This window comes from Lysinibacillus sp. F12 (assembly GCF_057773605.1).
Genome location: NZ_JBYMLP010000001.1, coordinates 279,269 through 298,261, shown reverse-complemented (window position 1 = coordinate 298,261; position 18,993 = coordinate 279,269). Strand labels below are relative to the sequence as shown.

Sequence of the window (18,993 nt, the reverse complement as noted above, 5' to 3'; positions counted from 1 at the left end):
GTGTCATATGGAGAAAATAATCCAAGACCTCCTCCATGAAACTCCCTACAAAGTGCACCTCTTTGTAAAAAATCCAAAGAATGAGCAATTCCTATTTAGCCATCAAATAGGGGAGGCATTTTCGAGTGCTAGTATTATTAAAGTGCCGATTCTTCTAGCTGCTTTAGCGTATTTTGAGAAATACAGCATATCCCTTCATTCGTCCTTACCCATATCTCCTGCTGATTGGGTAGATTTTAGTGTAATAAGCGAGCAACGTCTGACGCAAAGCACCGTTTATGAGCTACTAGTATGGATGATTATAACAAGTGACAATACAGCAACAAACGTCCTAATTGATGTAGTAGGAATGGAATTTTTAAATGATTATTTCCGTCAAATAGGCTTACAGGAAACGTTGCTACAGCGAAAAATGATGGATGTCGAGCGCCTTGCAATGGGTTTAGACAACTTTACGTCTGCATGGGACATGGCTCACCTTTTTACACGTATTTATCAACAGGATTTACTAGCACCACCTTACAATAGGCTTGTCATCGATATTTTAAATAGACAACGCGCACATGAAGGCTTAAAGCGCTACCTCGTAGATGATGTAAAGCTAGCCCATAAAACAGGAGGGCTTGACACAGTCGATCATGATGTAGGTATTGTCTACAGTAACTCAATTGATTATCTGATTGGTGTTTTCATAACAAACGTAACGGAAAATGAGTTGGCTCGCCAACTTATTGGTCGTTTTTCAAAAGTGGTTTATGACCATATGATGGAGCAGAGGGAGGAACAGCAATGAAGTCTATCATTAAAGCTATGATTGCCAATTTGCATGTCAAGCCTGATGAAACTTCTGAATTAATAGATGAAGTTTTTTATGGCATGACAGTAGATATTCTGACAGACTGTCATGAGGATTGGGTATATGTCCAAACTGCCTATCGTTATAAAGGATATTGTCAGAAGGCTGATTTGCTGCTGGATGAAGATAAGGTATCGTTATGGCATAGAGAAGCACAGCATATCATTATTCAAAGTTTTGCAGATGTTTTACAGCAGCCTCGTATCCAAAGCACAAAGCTGATGACTCTTGTGAAAGGTTCTAGTATAGGCGTTGTTACGCAAGAGGACGTACCAGAAGAATGGTCTGCTGTACAATTAGTGTCGGGAAAAATAGGCTATGTTCGCACTAAGTGGCTACAGGCAAAGCGATCTCAAACGCAAATAACCGAGCATTCTTTTCGAGAAAACGTGATCGAAACAGCGTTAGGCTATCTAGCTACACCTTATCGCTGGGGTGGCAAATCACCATTAGGAATCGATTGCTCCGGCTTATGTTCAATTGCTTATATGTTAAATGGGGTTACTATTTTTAGGGATGCTAAAATGGTGGAGGGCTTTCCTATTGTGAAAATAGAGAAAGAAAGTAGACAAAAAGGTGATTTGCTCTATTTTCCAGGTCATATAGCTTTATACATGGGCGATAATTTGTATGTTCATTCTTCCCTTGGTGGGAACGAAGTGACCATCAATAGCCTAGATAAACAGCATGCACTCTATCGTCACGATTTAGCGACAACCCTAACAGAAGTAGGTACTTTATTTCCGGAGAAGCCCAAGCTATAGGCTTCTCTTTTTAACTGCCATTAAGCAGCTAGCCAATGGCCAGTATGCTATATTAGAAAAAAATTGAAGGGTAGAAGGGGAGTAGTTGGATTAAGGTTTACACGTCGTCAATCATCGCTAGATATAATTGGACAGATATGAGTTTAAAAGGAAGATGGATGTCCATGTAGAAGGACGGGTTCCAAGAGCGAAAGTAAGAAATCTGTATGTTAAGGAGGAGGGTTCAAGAAATAAAGACAGATGTCCATGGGTTAACGAATGAAGTCCATAACTTAAAGAGAGGGGTTTATACACTTCAGAAGGATACTCAATAGCTAAAGCATCATAGGGGCGTTACATAATAGAATCCGTTATTCACCGACAAATCAATATAGAATGTCTTGCTTTATTAGGTCAAAGCCTATAAAGCTTTTTTTGATGGTCATTATTTCGGAGGGTTTGCCAAAATAAATAAAGGACAAACGCCAAAATATTGATGACAAATAATGCGACTAGCTGCCATAAACCAATTAAAAAAGTGACCATGTATAGATCAAAGGCCGCTTCACCGACAGGCATATGTGGGAAGGGTGTTAATTGACTATAATGCCACACGAAATAACAGGCTAGTGCAGTACCTTGTCCCACATAAATAAAGATCCAATGGATATAAAATGATATTTTTAGTCGCCAGCAACAAAGGAACAGATTCAATACAATTATCAACATTGGGAACAGGACTATTTGAAAAAAGCTTTCAGCTATTTGAGTCATAAATAATAAGTTGTAGCTAAGTTGAATGATTGGCAAAAGTACTAGGTTGATGATGATGAGGCTGAGTAGTTGTGTACGAGTCACTATAGTCCTATCCTTTCCTTGCCGCATTTTTACATAAGGACGTTTGAGAAAAAGATTGGTTTCGCAAAAAAACTCCATGCCCATTTTCTGAGCATGGAGATTATCGTCTAATAGTGATAAATATTTAATTGCATACCAGCTTCGAGTCGATCTGACCTTAGCTGATTCCATTGCTTAATAGAGGTCACGTTGACATTATAGACCTCTGCGATATCTACTATAGAGTCACCATCCGTGACTGTGATCGTTTTTTTATCCTTTACCGGGCTGTCATATTGCTGTAGGTCATATTGAGCGATAAGTGAATTCAATTTTTCATTATATTTTGAATCAGTGGCATAGGAGCCTGTTAAAAACTTCGTCGCATCAGTATAGGATTTGGTGTTACTTTTGAAAACACCTGCATAATATTCCTTGTTCCACGAAACTCCATTTCGCATTAGCTTTACATAGTCCTGCATAGAAGCCTCATAGGAAGGGTATTTACGGAAATCAGCCATAATGGTAGACAGATTACCTGATCCATCATCCTCAGACGTTTCGAGTTTCACGGAATTATTTTGATAGCTGCCTTTCATGCCAAACAGATTATAATTGGGGGCAGAGCCAAGACCACTTTGTCCGCTCTCGCTTTCGAGAATGGCTTGTGCAATCATCACAGAGGCATATAAGTCATTATTGGCACCGAGATTTCGTGCAGTTTCAGCGATTTTGCCGATAAATTCTTCTGCACTTGGGCGATCATCAATGACGACAGGCTCTTCTCTTTCTGTCGTATGAAACAATTGGGTCACCATAAAAAATGAAATACAAATAACCACGACAGCAATCAGAAGTCCTTTAAAAAAATTAACTACGTATTTCATGATAGGCTTGATGTTGGTAGTGACCACATCTCCCTCCCTTCTATTAAAAGTTTAGCTATCTCTTATTATGACAAAGAGTGAAAGAGAAATAAAGAAGTGTGTAAATAAATAGCTTATATCATTAATAGAACGTTGCGAACGTTAAATAGTTCCATGTCATTCCGCTGAATTGTCTATCTTAAAAGTTTGAGACATATATTGTTTAAATCTCTCAAAATATTGTTCGGAAGCCTCCCAGCGTCTAGTATTTAAAAAAGCTATCTCGTGGCGACCAAAATGGTTAGGTGGTTGGTAGTGTCGAGAAACATAGGATGGATTTTCTAATGAATAAAAATAATACGCTTCATCAGGCGTCTTAATTTCAATACGAGCATGAATAAAATCACCATCTTCATCCGTATAGGCCTGACGAAAACTATAATATTTAGAACCGTCCCAGAAACCATCGTCATCCTCGTCAAGCCCTTGAATTTCTGGATGTTGTAAAATTCGTTCTACATATTGTACCTCGATTTTAGGCACATAAAGGGTAGCGACATTTACACAAGTTAATAACATAATCCAGTGATCCTGAATATCCACTAAATTGTCCTGAGGTAAATCCGTAATGTCCCACCATTCATCTCCTTCATCGAATGATTTTCTCAATAGGGAGACGGTTTGATCTTCATTGAGCCAAATAAAATAATGATACTGGGAGGTTTTCATATAAATGCTATCATTCGTCTTGTCTCCGTCATCATCGATATGCGCTCGCTGAACAGTGAAATGCACACCATGTTCCTCAAGGTCAAAATAAGGCTTGTCTCCAGTCATCAAAATACACTTTGTTAGCTTTAGTATATTTTCCACATCGATGTGATGGTCCGTAAAATTTACATGAGTTGCCTTCTTGATGTGGGGGATTTCCTGTAAATTAGTCAGTGCGGAGCGTCCTTCTTTAAGGATACTCACCAATGTGACGAATGAAAATTCAATCTCTTCTTCATCGTCATCCATATCATAAAAAACCTCGTCAATTAACACATCTTGTATACGGATAGGGAGTTCCTGAAAAACGCCATCTCCGTGCCAAATGTTGACGATACATTGCAGTGACTTCTGTCCATGAACGTTAAAGCGATACTCATCGTCTTGAACTAATACGTTTGCCTGAAGATGACCATTGACAATCGTTTCCCCATGATTATAGGAGCCACACAAAATATCCTCTACTGTCAGATGTCCGTGAACATAGATTTCCTGACCACCTACAGCTATATTTTTAGCTGTCAAATTGCCCATTACCATCAGTCCTATTGCACCATCCGTTTCTGCATTGTATAAATGATCTACCGTCAAATGACCATCAATAACAATAATGATCACATTGTCTTGCTGTGGGAAAGGAATGTCCCAATCCAAATCAAGAAAAGGAAGCTTCAAATCTCCCTCATAGTACGCAACAAGGTCGTTCTCACTAAAATCCGTGTAATGGCTTGCCCACCAAGAGTTTTCGGGAAACTTATCAGCCAGTTTGTTAATAGGTATAAATTGAAAGACATTCTTCATAGTTCACTACCTCCCAATTGCCGTTTTTTTTATCTTCTCATAAGACGGAATTAACAGTCAATTTAGTAGATTTATGTGTAATTAGGGATAAAATGCTATGATAAATAGTAAAGAGGTTTTACTACCATTGAGGAGTTGGGAGTGTAGTAAATCAACTAGCCTTCGTACAAATGTTTGGAAGGGCTATTATTTGTGAAATATATAGACGAAATACAAATTTACTATTTTATTCGCGAAATATAAGGAGCTGGCAAATGATAATATTTGATAATGTTTCAAAAATGTATAGTAACGACCATGTGGCTGTCAAAGCCCTCAACGTGGAGATTAAAAAAGGTGAATTCTTCGTTATTATCGGTCCAAGTGGATGTGGTAAAACTACTTTATTGAAGATGATCAACCGATTAATTCCATTGACTGAAGGAACTATTTGGATCAATGGAAAAAGAGTAAGTGATTATAATATTCACGAGTTACGCTGGAGTATCGGCTATGTGTTACAACAAATTGCTCTTTTTCCGCATATGACCATTGAAGAAAATATTGCGATTGTCCCAGAATTAAAAAAATGGAGTAAAACTAAAATTCAAAAGCGTGTGGATGAACTATTGGAATTGGTAGGCCTTGAGCCTGAAAAATATCGTCAGCGCAAGCCAAAGGAGTTATCTGGAGGGGAACAGCAAAGAGTGGGCGTAATTCGTGCATTAGCAGCGGATCCAGAAATTATTTTGATGGACGAACCTTTCAGTGCTTTAGATCCCATCAGTCGTACAAAGTTACAGGATGACCTATTAGATATGCAGCGAAAAATTCAAAAAACCATCGTCTTTGTCTCGCATGATATGCAGGAGGCGCTGAAGCTAGGGGATCGACTATGTGTCATGAAAGATGGAGAAATTGTTCAAATTGGATCTCCTCAGGAAATGGTAGAAAATCCAGTGAATGATTTTGTCCAACAATTTATAGGGGTAAATTCAGTTCACAATAGGTTTGATATTCGGACGGTTATGCAACCAATCGTAAGTGTTAGTGAGCTAGGAGATACGATTACTATCAATGAGTCGATCACAACGATTCTTGAAAAACTGACAGAGCATAACGTTCTTGGCGTGGAAGAAAATGGGGAGATTATGGGTATGGTGACTCGAACAGCTATACTGCAATATGTCGCAAATGATTTCAAGGAAAGAGGTCGAGCACATGACTAATTTCGTGGACATGTTTGAGGAACGAAAGGAACAGCTTCTGGCAGCATTACTCGAGCATATACAAATCTCCTTTATAGCCCTATTTTTTGCCATCATTATTGCCATTCCGCTAGGTATCTATTTAACCAATAAAAAGAAAATAGCAGAAACTATAATTGGTATTAGTGCCGTGCTACAAACGATTCCATCTCTAGCGTTACTTGGGTTATTAATTCCTCTGTTCGGAATTGGCAAAGTTCCAGCCATCATTGCCTTAGTGGTCTATGCACTTTTACCGATTCTACGGAATACTTATACAGGCATCAAGGAAGTGGACCCTTCATTGAAGGAGGCCGCATTGGCAATGGGGATGAACACACCTAAACGTTTATTGAAGGTCGAATTGCCTCTTGCTCTGCCTGTCATCATGGCTGGTATTCGAACCGCTATGGTGTTAATTGTTGGTACAGCCACATTAGCTGCTTTAATTGGAGCCGGTGGTTTAGGGGATATTATTTTACTAGGCATTGATCGTAATAATACCGCACTCATTATTTTAGGGGCTGTGCCTGCAGCAATATTAGCATTAATCTTCGATATTTTACTGAAAAGGCTTGAGTCGCTGTCATTTAGAAAAACAGTAATAGCTGTCAGTCTTGTGAGTATGGTTGCATGGATGATGGTCTTCATGCCGCTTCTAAATGGTAAAGACCAAGATGAAATTGTCATCGCTGGAAAGCTAGGAGCGGAGCCTGAAATTCTCATTAATATGTATAAGTTATTAATAGAGCAGGATACAGACTTAACAGTGCAATTAAAACCAGGACTGGGTAAAACCTCATTTGTATTTAATGCGTTGAAATCTGGCAGCATTGATATATACCCAGAATTTACAGGCACAGCCATCTCAGAATTTTTAAAACAAGAAGCCATCAATAATAATGAGGCAGATGTCTATCGGCAGGCGAAAGATGGAATGCTAAAGCAATTTGATATGGTGATGCTGAGCCCAATGAACTATAACAATACGTATGCGTTAGCAGTATCGGAGGACTTGGCAGAAAGATATCAGCTACAAACTATTTCGGACCTTAAATCGATAGAACAAGCTGTTAAAGCAGGGTTTACATTGGAATTTAATGATCGTGAGGATGGATATGTCGGGATTCAAAAACGCTATGATATTGCGTTTCCCTCCCTTGCAACAATGGAGCCTAAGCTTCGCTACCAAGCGATTGAATCGGGAGATATCAACCTACTCGATGCTTATTCAACGGATAGTGAAATTCGTCAATACAAGCTCCGTGTATTAGAGGATGACCAAGCGCTGTTTCCGCCTTATCAAGGAGCCCCATTATTACGAAAAGAGACGCTGAACCAATATCCAGAGATTGAACAATCCTTAGATAAACTCGCTGATCAAATTACAGACGATGATATGCGGGAAATGAATTATCAAGTGAATGTAGAAGGAAAACTAGCGGCAGAAGTAGCTAATCAGTATCTAGTCAATGCCGGCTTACTGAAATAAACCATCATGACCCTCTAGTAGAAATGTGCTAGAGGGTTTTATTAATATCAATAATAATTTAATGATAAACATTAATTTATTATTGATAGAGATAAAAGGAACAGTATAATAAAATAGAAGAAAGGGGATGCTAAAAATGGAGAAAACAATTCAAAGCAAAGAATTTCAATTGTTGACAAAGGGGCTTCGGATCATCTTTACGGTCATCATGGCTCTCATGATTTTAGGCATGGCGTGCATGGCAGTTATTTTTGTAGGAGCAATGATTGTGTCAGAGGATGCTGTGAATCATTGGTTAGTCAAGACAAGTGTGACAGCTTCCATTCATTTTGAGGGATTGGAAATGCTGTTGTCCAAGCAGACAGTTCAAGATATGTACTACAGGAAAATGGATATCGTGAAATTATTAGTAACTGCTACCATATACATAACTATTCTGTTTTTAATCGTTGTTCAAGTAAGAAATATTTTAAGTAATATAGCAAAAGGGATTATATTTTCACTAGATAATAGTATAAAAATAGAAAGAATTGCGTATTGTGTGATAATCTTGAGCTTGACTGTAAGTGCATTCCGTACATATATCGTCTATCTAATGATGCAACCGTTTAAGCTTGAATCCTTATTGGAAAAGACAGATTTTATTACAGGGATCAGCTATCATTACACAGGCATTAATTGGACATTATTACTATGTGGTTTGGTGATTTGGACCATTGCGCGTATTTTCCGTTATGGTACATTTCTCCAAGATGAATATGATGCAACAGCTTAGGAAGTGAAAATATGACTATAATTATTCGTTTAGATCGGATGCTAGCGGATCGTAAAATGCAACTGAGTGAGCTTGCAGAAAGGGTTGATGTGTCAATTGTCAATCTTTCTAATTTAAAAACAGGTAAGGTAAGAGCTGTTCGTTTCTCTACTTTAAATGCTATCTGTAAGGCTCTGGGCTGTCAGCCGGGAGATATATTAGAATATGTCGAGGATGAAGATTAATCATTGTAGCATTTAAACATAGCAGCAAGAAAGGATTTTCATAAAAATGATGGTTTTCAGTTTTTTATTTATCGCCATTGTAGCAGAAGTTTTTGCAAGCTCTATGCTCAAGCGTACGGAAGGCTTCTCTCGTATTTGGCCATCTCTCGGAGTAGTGGTCGGCTATGGCACGGCCTTTTATTGTTTAGCCTTAACCCTAAAAACAATACCCATTGGCACAGCCTATGCAATATGGGCAGGATTAGGCACAGCACTAACAGCCATCGTGGGTGTTGTACTGTATAAGGAATTATTTAATCGTAAGAAGGTACTAGGGATTCTTTGTATTATTTTAGGTGTCGTGGTACTTAATCTTGCGGGTAGTCATTAGGAGGCTAACGAGATGAAAGGCTATTTATTTTTAACACTCTCGATTATCAGTGAGGTTTTTGCAACAACTATGCTGAAGCTTTCAGATGGATTTACAGTTCTAGGCCCATCTGTGGCGGTGGCACTTGGCTATGGAATATCATTCTACAGCCTATCCCTATGCTTGAAAACTTTGCCACTAAGCCTGGCCTATGCCATTTGGTCAGGTGTCGGCACCGCCTTGACGGTTATTGTAGGTATTGTCATTTGGGACGATATGTTTAACCTCTACTCTGCGCTTGGGATTGCACTCATAATAGGCGGAGTTATTTTGCTAAATGAAGGAAATCGAAATGATAGAGGGGCGGATAGCAAAGTGGAAGTGACGGATAGCATGCCAGAATAGACGGATAGCAGTAGGAAAGTGACGGATAGCATGTGGAAATAGACGGATAGAGTCAGAAAAATGGCGGATAGCAATGCAGGAATTGCAAATGACCGTTTAGGGGAGGAGGATGGGCTAGTGAAGGCGATTATTTTTGATTTTGATGGGACGATTATTGATACAGAAACAGCTTGGTACACAGTTTTTAAGGATGCTTATGCATCTTATGGTGTGGCATTATCGTTAGAGACGTATGCAAAATGCCTTGGTACAAATCTTCAGGATTTTAATCCTTATACCTATCTAGTTACACATCATCAAATGGATTTAGATGAGGAGGCATTTCGAACATCCATTCAAGGAAGGCATGCGGAACTGATGGAGTTGGAAGTGATAAGGCCTGGTATTTTAAATCTTTTGCAGCAAGCAAAGGAAGCGGGTTTAAAAATTGGTCTTGCAAGTAGTTCAAGCCGTTCATGGATTGATCGATTTGTAGATGCATTGGGTATACGAGAGTTTTTTGATTGTTATTGTACCGCTGATACGGTGACAAATGTTAAGCCTGATCCTGAGCTGTATGTGCAGGCACTTGAACAATTAGGTGTAAGTGCTAATGAAGCGATAGCTATGGAGGATTCACCGAATGGAGCACGTGCAGCTTTGGCAGCGGGTCTTCACACGGTAGTGGTTCCCAATACCATCACCAAGCAATTACCGTTTTCTACAGGTCATCATACAATAGATGATTTGGAACAATATGATTTAGAACAGCTACTGGCAAGCCTTGTCAAATAATGATTTGCTTCGAACCTCTAACCACTCATTTCGTTTGGTAGAGGTTTTTTTAGTTTCTTTGTGAAAAAGTCGTCATATTATGTATCGCTACATATTATAACGAGAGGGCAACTTACGGAGACTAGGATACTTATTCAGACTAGGGAGGGGGCTACAATTTGAATAGTGAGAAAAGAAGAAATCATTTTTTATGCGAAGCTTTGTGCGATTTGAAGGATCTTCAGGATATTATGATGGATTTTCATTCTAAATATTTCGGTCAGCTGCTTGTAAAAATAGTTGGGAGTGATACGATTCCGTTTTTTTTAATTACCAATAGTGGCGCACATTTAAGACTAATGGATACGGTAAAGGACTTTGAAACGGAGTTTTTCCGAATAGAGGACGTCGATAAAGATCGATATCGTGGCACGGTGTCTTTGCTACGTGCCTTTGATTATGAGGGGAACGATACCAATTCCCTTGCGGATGTAGTGAGGCTAGAAAAGACAAGTACAGAAAAATCCATTGAGCTTAGTAGTATTTCTGCGATTCAGCTATTAAAGCCAGATATGCTAAAAGGGAAATTTATCATTGAACCTAAATGGTAGCATCCTATTAAACGACTAGAGCTAGAGCATCTGTCTATATGAAAAGGATTAAGAGTGAATGTAATAGAGATAGAATCTAATGAAAGGAAGTTTAGCTATGACGATTATTGGTATGCTGCATCATCGACTTGATCCGACGACAGTTCTCAAGTCATATGCATATGCGGCAGTTGCAAAGGCAGAAGGGGCACAGTTTTTTTACTTTACACCTAAAAGTGTTGATTTTGAAAAACGTAGCATTCGCGCTAAGGTATATGAGAATGGGCAATGGCAGGAAAAAACAATGCCCTTTCCAGATGTTATTTATAATGCGGGAAGTCCAGAGAAGTTATCTGTGTCTAAAGAGATTATTGAGCGCTTAAAAGAAGAAATTCCCTTTACGACCTATTCGATAGGGAATAAATGGAATGTTATGAAACGATTAAAAGAAGCCAAGGAATTTGAACAGTATTTGATTCCTTCTGAAATTGTCAAGAATGCTGATGTATTTCATAACTTCATCCATTATTATAAAAGAGTTGTGTTTAAGCCAATTGATGGACGTAAAGGAAAGGGTATTTATTTTATTACGAAGGCCGGACCCAAGAATTTTGAGGTGAGAAAAGATAGTACGAATACAATCTATTCGAAGCCACAATTAGATGCCTTATTAAAAGAGCAACTTGCGTCTGGTACTTTTATTATGCAGCCTTATATTCAATCCATTACAAAGGCAGGCCAGGTATATGATTTCCGTCTGCATGTACAAAAAAATGGTGAAGGTAAATGGGTGGTGACGACTGTCTACCCTCGGATTGCTCCAAATGGCTCTATCATCCCAAATATAAATAATGGTGGATTCACCAATTATTTAGACCCATTTTTAGAGCAAGAGTTCAAGGAAGAAGCTTACAATATTCGACGAATGCTTGAGCATTTCTCTTTAGCACTGGCGCATCATCTAGATGACATACAAATGGAAAAGTTCGGGGAAGTCATTGATGAAATAGGCATTGACGTCGGTTTAGATCAACAACAAAAAATTTGGATGTATGAGGTAAATTGGCGCCCAGGCTGTCCTCCTGCTTTTTATTTAGAATTAGACGTCGTCATTAATTCTATCCGCTATGCGATGTATCTCGCAAAAAACCATAAACCTGTAAAAAAGAAAATGGTTCAACAGAAAAACAATCAAACGGACGTCAAAAAAGATATTGTTCAACCAAAAAGCAATCAAGTGGAGGCTAAAAAGGACTTACCTATTATTGCCATTACAGGAAGTGCAGGAAAAACAACAACCAAGGCATTTGTCGGTTCGATTTTATCAAAAAAATGGAATGTGTTTGAATCGAAGGATTATTGGAATACGACAGAGCATACAAAAAAGCATAAGGAAGAAATCAATGACTCTCATCAGGCTGTCGTATTAGAATACGGCATGGCGTACCCAGGTATTATTACGAATCACTGTAGCATTATACAGCCGAATATTAGTATTGTGACGAATATTGGTTTGGCCCATGTAGGTAACTTTGATGGGGATGTAAGAGGGGTTGCGAAGGCAAAGTCGGAACTGATTCATGGGATGGACCAACAAGGGCTACTGATATTGAATAAGGATGATGATAATTCAAGATATTTAGAGACACAGCAATTTAAAGGGAAAATGTTAACGGTGGGCATAAAAAGTGATGCAGATTACCGAGCATATGACCTTCAGTATAAGGATATCGGCATGTCCTTTAAAATGAAGCTACATGGTCAAGAAATAGAATTGTATATTCCTATTTTAGGGGAGCATCATGTTTATAATGCCCTTAATGCTGTAGCTGTAGCTGATTATTTAGGGTTTAGTCCATTGGATATCCAGGCAGGGCTCAACTTTAAAAAGCCACCAAGACGATTAACGATTTATAACTTGCGTGATGATATAACGGTCATAGATGATACGGTTCACTCCCATCCACAAGGAGTCCGAGCTGCCATTGATGTATTGACCAATATTGCCAAAAAAAGAAAAGTAGCGATTATTGGACAAATGCGGGAGCTTGGGGTGTTGAGGGAAGAAGAATATCGGAAGGTTGGCGAGTATATTTATAAGGTAGGTATTGATGAATTCATCACTTATGGATTTAGGACTGATGAAATGAGTAATGCCGCAATTGAGATGGGGATGGACCCATCCAAGGTCCACCACTTTATTAATAAAGATGCCTTGCATGCACTGCTAGATAAACTCATACAACCTCATGATACGATTCTCGTAAAGGGAGCTAGTAAAACGAATATGTTTGAGACGGTGAAATATTTGGACCAAACATTGAAAGAAGAATAATCATTACATCACGATAACGGAATGCATATAAAAACCCGAGTAACTGTCCACTGGCAAGCGGCAATTATTCGGGGTTTTTTTTCATACTCTTAAAATAAATTTGATTTCTTTGGCGGCATTTGTTGCATGATTCCGAGCTTCCGATAAGGTTGACCCTTGTGCTATGACATAGGCATAGCGGTGACCCATTGATAAAGGAGGGGTTAAGAATGTACCTTTCCTTGGTTTAACATAAACCTCGACCACTCCCGTTGAATTTGTCGCTCTTGTTCTACCAATTACTTTTTCTAAAATTCCTTTGCTTTCTACAATGACATATTTTGTGTAAACAAATTTTTTATGTCTAGGCTGAAAGTTAGGCTCTTCGCCAAGCAGAAGCTTCAATGTTTCTTCTACTAAACTAAATCCGAGTGCCGCTTGAAGCATGTTGTTCATGGCACCTCCAGAAATCCTTGGGTTAATCTCAATGAGTTTCCAGCCGTTTTTTGTCAATCGGAGTTCCAAATGGAGAGCGCCATTTTCTATATCAAATGCTTTGACAATGGACTGAAGAACTTCCTCAATGCCTGCCTGAATATCTAAAGGGGCTTTCACTAATACGCCATAGCCTGTTATGATAAACCGTTTCCCTTGGGTAATTTCCTGTTCAATAATGCCAATTATATGTGATTGCCGTTGATATACGACCGCCTCTACTAAATATTGAGGGCCTTCCAAATATTCTTCAATCATAATCGTTTCATAGGGATTTTTACTACGCAATGCTTTGAGGTGGTTTTGAAGCTGGTCGACATCCGTTGCTAATAGTACATCTTTGGAACCTGTTGACTTTGGTGATTTCACGATTAATGGAAATGTTAAATTTTTTGCAATAGGCTCATTAGGTTTCATGAGCGAAAATTTTGGTGAGTATGGTTGGTCTTTCAAATGATTTCTAGTCTTTTCTTTATCCTCCATGATTTCAATTGCGGAAGAGGATGTGTAGTTATGACAAAATTCATCACATAACATGGAAGCAATATGAACAAATGGATCAACAAAACTAACGATACTTTTTATCTCTAATCCGGTTTTCCCTAGTTTATCAATTTCCTCTTTCATTCTTTCGATATTCAAAGTATCAATGAGAATCATTCTATGAATATCGGGGTAAGATCGGCGCTGCTGAAGTTGTTTTTCATTATTGGTGAAAAGTATTGTGAAATAGCCTAATCTTTCTGCTGCTCTTGTTGCTTCACGACTAGACCCGGATTTGTTTGTACCGATAAATACAATCGCTTTCAGGTATATCACTCCTTCTATTGGTACTTAGATACTTAATCACCTTTATATATATGCAAAGAAATAGTTTTCTTCTAGTTGTGTATCTTGTCTACATCCAAGCAACTTTTAAGAGGTTACATATACTAGAAAAGAAAGGAGGGAGAAAAAATATGAAGCCTCTTTCGGTGAAAAATTTAGCAGTGATTACGGCGGGCTATATAGTGCAAGGGTCTGAGGACATACTGATACAGCATGGTGCTTATCGATTAAAACAAGTGAAAAAGCCCAATACGGCCCTTTTTACAAGTAAACGTATTGTTAATTGGAAAAGTCTTGAGCCACTTTCTCCTCTTGTAATAGTGACCGACAGAGCATATCGGCCCACAGAGATTCCAACCAAGATTATTATCATACAGGTTGCGAATGTAGATGAGGCCTATTGGAAGTTTGTTCACTTTTATCGCAATCAATTTCATATCCCCATTGTTGCTATTACTGGTACTTCAGGCAAAACAACGACGAAAGAGATGATTAAACATATTCTTTCTGCTGATCGACAAGTGACAGCAACGACATTAAGTAGTAATTCAAGAACGGCATCATTGCAATATTTACTGAATATTGAAGATGACACAGAGGCGGCTGTATTTGAAACAGCTGTTGGCTCACCTGGAGATGTCACGAATGCAGGGAAGTATTTCAAGCCGACCATTGGGATTATTACGAATATCGGTGCCCATCATTTGAATTATTGTAAGACGCTTGAAGGCTATATTCAGGCAAAGGGAGAAATGCTAGATATCATTCAACCTAAAGGAACCCTCATCATAAACGCCGAAGATATGAATACTAAAAAACTAGATATATCTAAGTTTAATGGGCGCTTAGTGAAGGTGGGTATCCATGATTCTTGTCATTTTCGTGCAAGTCATATCCAATATTATCAAAAGGGTATGAACTTTAAGCTGCACCATAATAGAAAAACTTATGATATTTTTGTACCGGGATTTGGTCAACATCAAGTGTACAACGCCCTTGCTGCCATTGCAGCGGCCTATGAAATAGGGGTACCTATTCCAGTTGCAGCCAATCAACTCCAATCTTTCCGTCAATTGAAAAAACAACTACAGCTCTTTGAAGGCATTAATCATTCTATGCTTTTAGATGATACCTGGAGTATTACGACAACTTCCTTAGAGGCGGCTTTAAAAGTGTTGAATGAGCTAGGAGATGGAAAGAAAAAAATTGCTGTTATTGGCACGATTACCGATTTGGGCTCATGGGGCTATATTATACATGAGCAAGCGGGTGAATTAATCCAACGTATTGGTGTGGATGTGCTAATTACTATTGGCGAGCATGCACGGATTATGGCTGATCATGCGGTGAAATTAGGCTTTAACGCTCCAGTTTATACCTATAAAAATAGCACGCTTGTTTATCCATTGTTGCAGAAGATTATAGATGAAAATACGATTGTCCTCATAAAGGGTGATATGTATAGTGAACAGGTTTCGAAATTAGCAACTGAGCTTAAATATAAACCTCCGCCTCCCACAGTTTAGCTCACTTCTTCATGGTTAGGATATTAACTGTGTCACATAGAATACCACTCTAATAAGGTATAGTAATTGATCAGAAAAGTAGCACTCGTGATCAAGAGAATGAATAGGTATGTACAAGATTGATAAAGAAAGGAGGCGTAGTACACTTGCAATCCATTAGTGTGCAAAAAATTAGAGGCGTCTTGCAGGGGAAAATTATCCATGGATCAGATCAATGGTCTGTAAAGCATGCAATTTACTATAATCGACATGATTTAACTCAAAGTCATACACTTATGTTTGTGAGTCGAAGTGATAAAATCAACTGGCAAGAGATTGATAGGAAGGGACCATCCCTTGTCATATCTGATAAACCAGCTACTGAGTTAAAAAATGCGTTAGATAATACAACGGTTTTACACGTCAAAAGCGTGGCGCAGGCCTATTGGACATTTATCGAATATTATCGTGGTCTTTTTCATATTCCGGTTGTGGCATTGACTGGAACCTGTGGTAAAACGACAACAAAAGAGATGCTAAAACATATCGCTAGTAAGCATTGGCAAGTGCAAGCATCTGTAAGTAGTAAAAATGAGCCAAGGCAATCATTACCCTATTTGACGGGCGTGGATGATAAAACACAGGCAGCCATTTTTGAACTAGGCTTGGGGAATACAGGGAACATAAAACACCAATGCATGATTTATCAGCCGACGATCGGCATTATTACGAATATTGGTGTTCACCATCTAGATGGCTGTCTCAATCTTGAAGGTTATATTAAAGCGAAAGCAGAGATTGTAGAGGGTATTCGAGCAGATGGTACACTAATCATTAATGCAGATGATGCTAACATCGAAAAAATATCTTACCAAAAATTTAAAGGGAAAATTATTAAATTTGGTTTACAAGATTCGGCTGATTACAAAGCTTCTGCTATCCAATTTGCTCATACAGGCATGAAATTTGTGCTGGAAGTAGCAGACACTAAATACAATGTATTTGTGCCGGGTTACGGTGAGCATCAAGTATATAATGCGTTAGCCGCCATTGCTGCCTGTAGCGAAATGGGACTTTCTATACGCCAAGCTATTGCAGGTTTAAGATCCTTTAAACAAATGGCGAGGCATTTAGAATTTACGACAGGTCTAGGTGACAGTACCATTATTGATGATACGTGGACCAATAATCCAACTTCTGTCGAGGCAGCCCTGAAAGTGTTAGATACAGTAGGAAAAGAGAAAAAAGTTATTCTTGTGCTAGGGGATATAAAGCGATTAGGAAATTTTGAAGAAAAATATCATCGGGAAATTGGCTCCAAAGTAGCTGAAAGACAGATAGATACATTAATTACGATTGGCAAAAGGGCAGAGGCAATTGCCGACCAAGCGAAAAAAGATGGAACTAAAGCAGAGGTTCATACGTTTAAAGATGTAATAGGTGTTTTAGAAATATTGAAACCAAAGCTTGACGCGGACACCATTGTTCTCATAAAAGGACCGATGTCAAGTAAATCTATGATTGAATTTGCCAACAATCTTAAAAATTTATCTTAAATAAAAAGGGTGTCTCTAATAGTTGAGACACCCTACCATTTAAAGCTTTGTTATTTTAACACACGTCGAGCTGTAACATAGTTCTTTTGCGCCCAAGTGGAGCTTAAATTTTGTTTAACAACATTGTTAGTAGTCATACTAATAAATTGATTATTTCCTAAATAGATGCCTGTTTGCGTGATAGTTGCTCCTCCATCATTCGTTGAGAAGAACAATAAATCACCTTTTTGAAGCTGAGATTTGAGCACTTTTGTACCGACTAAAGCTTGTTTACTCGCTAGTTTATCCTTTAAATCAATGCCATTCTTGTTATATACATAGTACGTAAATCCCGCACTTGTGAAAGTTAGTGCACTCTCATTATACGTATAACCAAATTTTGCTTTGCTAGTTAAACCTGAAGCTGTAGCAATAATCTTATCGGCAGACGTATTCGCTGAAGGTGCACTTACAGAGGGGGTGTTAGAGAAAACCCGCTTAGCTGTAATATAGTGTTCTTTATAGTAATCAACTAATAAAACTCTCGTCATCACACCATCGGAATTTGGGATGATAATACGGTGATCACCGGCATAAATCCCAACAATAGAAGGATTTTTTGAGCCTGCTACACTATTAAAGAATACTAAATCACCCTTTTTCAAGTTTGCACGAGCTACCGTTGATCCTTGGTTCATTAAATCAGTTAACGTTTTTGCACCAAGTGTCACACCGCTTTTACGATAGACGAAATCGACAAATGCTGGGGCTGTAAAGCGTAGGCTCGATTCATTTGTTGAAGAACTAATCGTTGCTTTATTTTTATACGTTAGCGCATTCTCTACAATTTTATCGCCTTTTGTTGCAGGGTTGGCAGATAGAAGGGTAGGTAAAACGCGTCGTGCTGATACATAGTTTTCAGTATAATAAGGTTTACTATTTAAATCTGAGATCACAATATTTTGCTTGGAATCAGCCATGTGAATCATTTTATTGTCACCTATATACATACCTACATGGTCGGGGTCAGTTCCTGTTTTTTTACTCTTAAAGAATAGTAAATCTCCCTTTTGTAATTGGTTACGTGCTACATACGTACCTTGTTGAATCATATAGTTTTCATTATACGTCCCAAGATCTACACCATTTTTCTCGAAGATATACATTAAAAATGAAGCACAAGAAAATTTATAAGGATATGTAGGCTTGTAAACCGTATTGCTATATGTCGCTTGACCCATTAAGCTTTTACCAGTTTGAATCAATTGATTGGCTTTAGCGGCAACTGCCTGAGCGTTGTTTTGTGCATTTGTTGTAGCTGCCTCTACTTGAATTGGCTGCGTCGCTGTTTGGACTAATCCGAATGAGCTAAATCCAATGGTTAATGCAAGTGTTGTAGATAAAAATCGTTTATTCATGTTGTAAATAACCTCCTGAAGCGTTTAGTAGGATTTCTCCTGTATCGTCTTGCCTTGGAAATAATCGTAGCATGAAAATATAGGGCTTCTTGGCGGTAAATGTTGCCAGGGAGGTGTGGGGGAGTGCCTCAACGCCTGCTATAAATGGCTTTATCGAAGGAATTTACAGTTATATTACAAATGTTTCAGTAAACTGTAATATGGGAGGAT

Annotated in this window: 18 protein-coding genes; 13 read left to right on the top strand and 5 right to left on the bottom strand. The window is 38.5% G+C overall.

The features are described 5' to 3' along the window. The first annotated feature begins 7 nt into the window (after window positions 1-7). Together AC3CH7_RS01700 and AC3CH7_RS01695 are read left to right on the top strand one after the other, a co-directional pair. On the top strand, window positions 8-793 hold the full coding sequence (locus AC3CH7_RS01700; protein WP_031419620.1) for a serine hydrolase: 786 nt from the start codon (window positions 8-10) through the stop codon (window positions 791-793). After that, window positions 790-1,620, top strand: coding sequence for a C40 family peptidase (locus tag AC3CH7_RS01695; RefSeq protein ID WP_207889825.1), 831 nt, complete (start codon window positions 790-792; stop codon window positions 1,618-1,620). The genes AC3CH7_RS01700 and AC3CH7_RS01695 overlap by 4 nt, the downstream gene beginning before the upstream one ends. A gap of 393 nt (window positions 1,621-2,013) precedes the next feature. Here AC3CH7_RS01695 and AC3CH7_RS01690 read toward each other — a convergent pair whose 3' ends face one another. The 3 genes from AC3CH7_RS01690 to AC3CH7_RS01680 form a co-directional block, all read right to left on the bottom strand. Continuing rightward, complete coding sequence (locus AC3CH7_RS01690; protein ID WP_230591380.1) at window positions 2,014-2,457, bottom strand: hypothetical protein; 444 nt, start codon at window positions 2,455-2,457, stop codon at window positions 2,014-2,016. A 107-nt stretch (window positions 2,458-2,564) separates the two neighbouring features. After that, window positions 2,565-3,350 (bottom strand): glucosaminidase domain-containing protein, encoded by a 786-nt coding sequence (locus AC3CH7_RS01685; RefSeq protein WP_230584372.1) that lies wholly within the window; start codon window positions 3,348-3,350, stop codon window positions 2,565-2,567. Window positions 3,351-3,479: 129 nt separating this feature from the next. Further along, window positions 3,480-4,874 (bottom strand): hypothetical protein, encoded by a 1,395-nt coding sequence (locus AC3CH7_RS01680; protein WP_207889827.1) that lies wholly within the window; start codon window positions 4,872-4,874, stop codon window positions 3,480-3,482. Window positions 4,875-5,128: 254 nt separating this feature from the next. Here AC3CH7_RS01680 and AC3CH7_RS01675 point away from each other — a divergent pair, with 254 nt between their 5' ends. The 9 genes from AC3CH7_RS01675 (at window position 5,129) to AC3CH7_RS01635 (ending at window position 13,023) form a co-directional block, all read left to right on the top strand. Next, entirely contained in the window at window positions 5,129-6,082 is a 954-nt protein-coding gene (locus tag AC3CH7_RS01675) for an ABC transporter ATP-binding protein (RefSeq protein ID WP_036167953.1), read from the top strand. Next, on the top strand, window positions 6,075-7,592 hold the full coding sequence (locus tag AC3CH7_RS01670) for an ABC transporter permease/substrate-binding protein (protein WP_036167957.1): 1,518 nt from the start codon (window positions 6,075-6,077) through the stop codon (window positions 7,590-7,592). Before AC3CH7_RS01675 ends, AC3CH7_RS01670 begins: the two co-directional genes overlap by 8 nt. Before the next feature lie 136 nt (window positions 7,593-7,728). Continuing rightward, window positions 7,729-8,367: a DUF2975 domain-containing protein gene (locus AC3CH7_RS01665; RefSeq protein ID WP_036167960.1), complete on the top strand. Its 639-nt coding sequence runs from the start codon at window positions 7,729-7,731 to the stop codon at window positions 8,365-8,367. An 11-nt stretch (window positions 8,368-8,378) separates the two neighbouring features. Beyond that, window positions 8,379-8,591, top strand: coding sequence for a helix-turn-helix domain-containing protein (locus tag AC3CH7_RS01660; RefSeq protein ID WP_031419630.1), 213 nt, complete (start codon window positions 8,379-8,381; stop codon window positions 8,589-8,591). Between the two features lie 46 nt (window positions 8,592-8,637). Continuing rightward, window positions 8,638-8,961: a DMT family transporter gene (locus AC3CH7_RS01655; protein WP_012293949.1), complete on the top strand. Its 324-nt coding sequence runs from the start codon at window positions 8,638-8,640 to the stop codon at window positions 8,959-8,961. 12 nt (window positions 8,962-8,973) lie between these two features. Next, a complete protein-coding gene (locus tag AC3CH7_RS01650) occupies window positions 8,974-9,345 on the top strand; it encodes a DMT family transporter (RefSeq protein WP_012293950.1) in 372 nt (123 codons plus the stop codon). A gap of 60 nt (window positions 9,346-9,405) precedes the next feature. Then, the gene (locus AC3CH7_RS01645) at window positions 9,406-10,119 is read left to right on the top strand and encodes an HAD family hydrolase (protein WP_012293951.1); all 714 of its coding nucleotides are present in this window, start codon (window positions 9,406-9,408) and stop codon (window positions 10,117-10,119) included. Window positions 10,120-10,277: 158 nt separating this feature from the next. Continuing rightward, complete coding sequence (locus tag AC3CH7_RS01640; protein ID WP_031419634.1) at window positions 10,278-10,709, top strand: hypothetical protein; 432 nt, start codon at window positions 10,278-10,280, stop codon at window positions 10,707-10,709. 97 nt (window positions 10,710-10,806) lie between these two features. After that, window positions 10,807-13,023: a YheC/YheD family protein gene (locus tag AC3CH7_RS01635; RefSeq protein WP_488381530.1), complete on the top strand. Its 2,217-nt coding sequence runs from the start codon at window positions 10,807-10,809 to the stop codon at window positions 13,021-13,023. An 81-nt stretch (window positions 13,024-13,104) separates the two neighbouring features. Here AC3CH7_RS01635 and AC3CH7_RS01630 read toward each other — a convergent pair whose 3' ends face one another. Continuing rightward, on the bottom strand, window positions 13,105-14,316 hold the full coding sequence (locus AC3CH7_RS01630; protein WP_031419637.1) for an ATP-grasp domain-containing protein: 1,212 nt from the start codon (window positions 14,314-14,316) through the stop codon (window positions 13,105-13,107). Between the two features lie 140 nt (window positions 14,317-14,456). Between AC3CH7_RS01630 and AC3CH7_RS01625 the strand changes: the two genes are divergently transcribed. Together AC3CH7_RS01625 and AC3CH7_RS01620 are read left to right on the top strand one after the other, a co-directional pair. Beyond that, window positions 14,457-15,851, top strand: a complete 1,395-nt coding sequence (locus tag AC3CH7_RS01625; RefSeq protein WP_012293956.1) for a Mur ligase family protein — start codon at window positions 14,457-14,459, stop codon at window positions 15,849-15,851. Window positions 15,852-15,997: 146 nt separating this feature from the next. Continuing rightward, window positions 15,998-17,386 (top strand): UDP-N-acetylmuramoyl-tripeptide--D-alanyl-D-alanine ligase, encoded by a 1,389-nt coding sequence (locus tag AC3CH7_RS01620; protein ID WP_031419640.1) that lies wholly within the window; start codon window positions 15,998-16,000, stop codon window positions 17,384-17,386. 50 nt (window positions 17,387-17,436) lie between these two features. Here AC3CH7_RS01620 and AC3CH7_RS01615 read toward each other — a convergent pair whose 3' ends face one another. Beyond that, complete coding sequence (locus tag AC3CH7_RS01615; protein WP_036167966.1) at window positions 17,437-18,783, bottom strand: C40 family peptidase; 1,347 nt, start codon at window positions 18,781-18,783, stop codon at window positions 17,437-17,439. Window positions 18,784-18,993 lie beyond the last annotated feature (210 nt).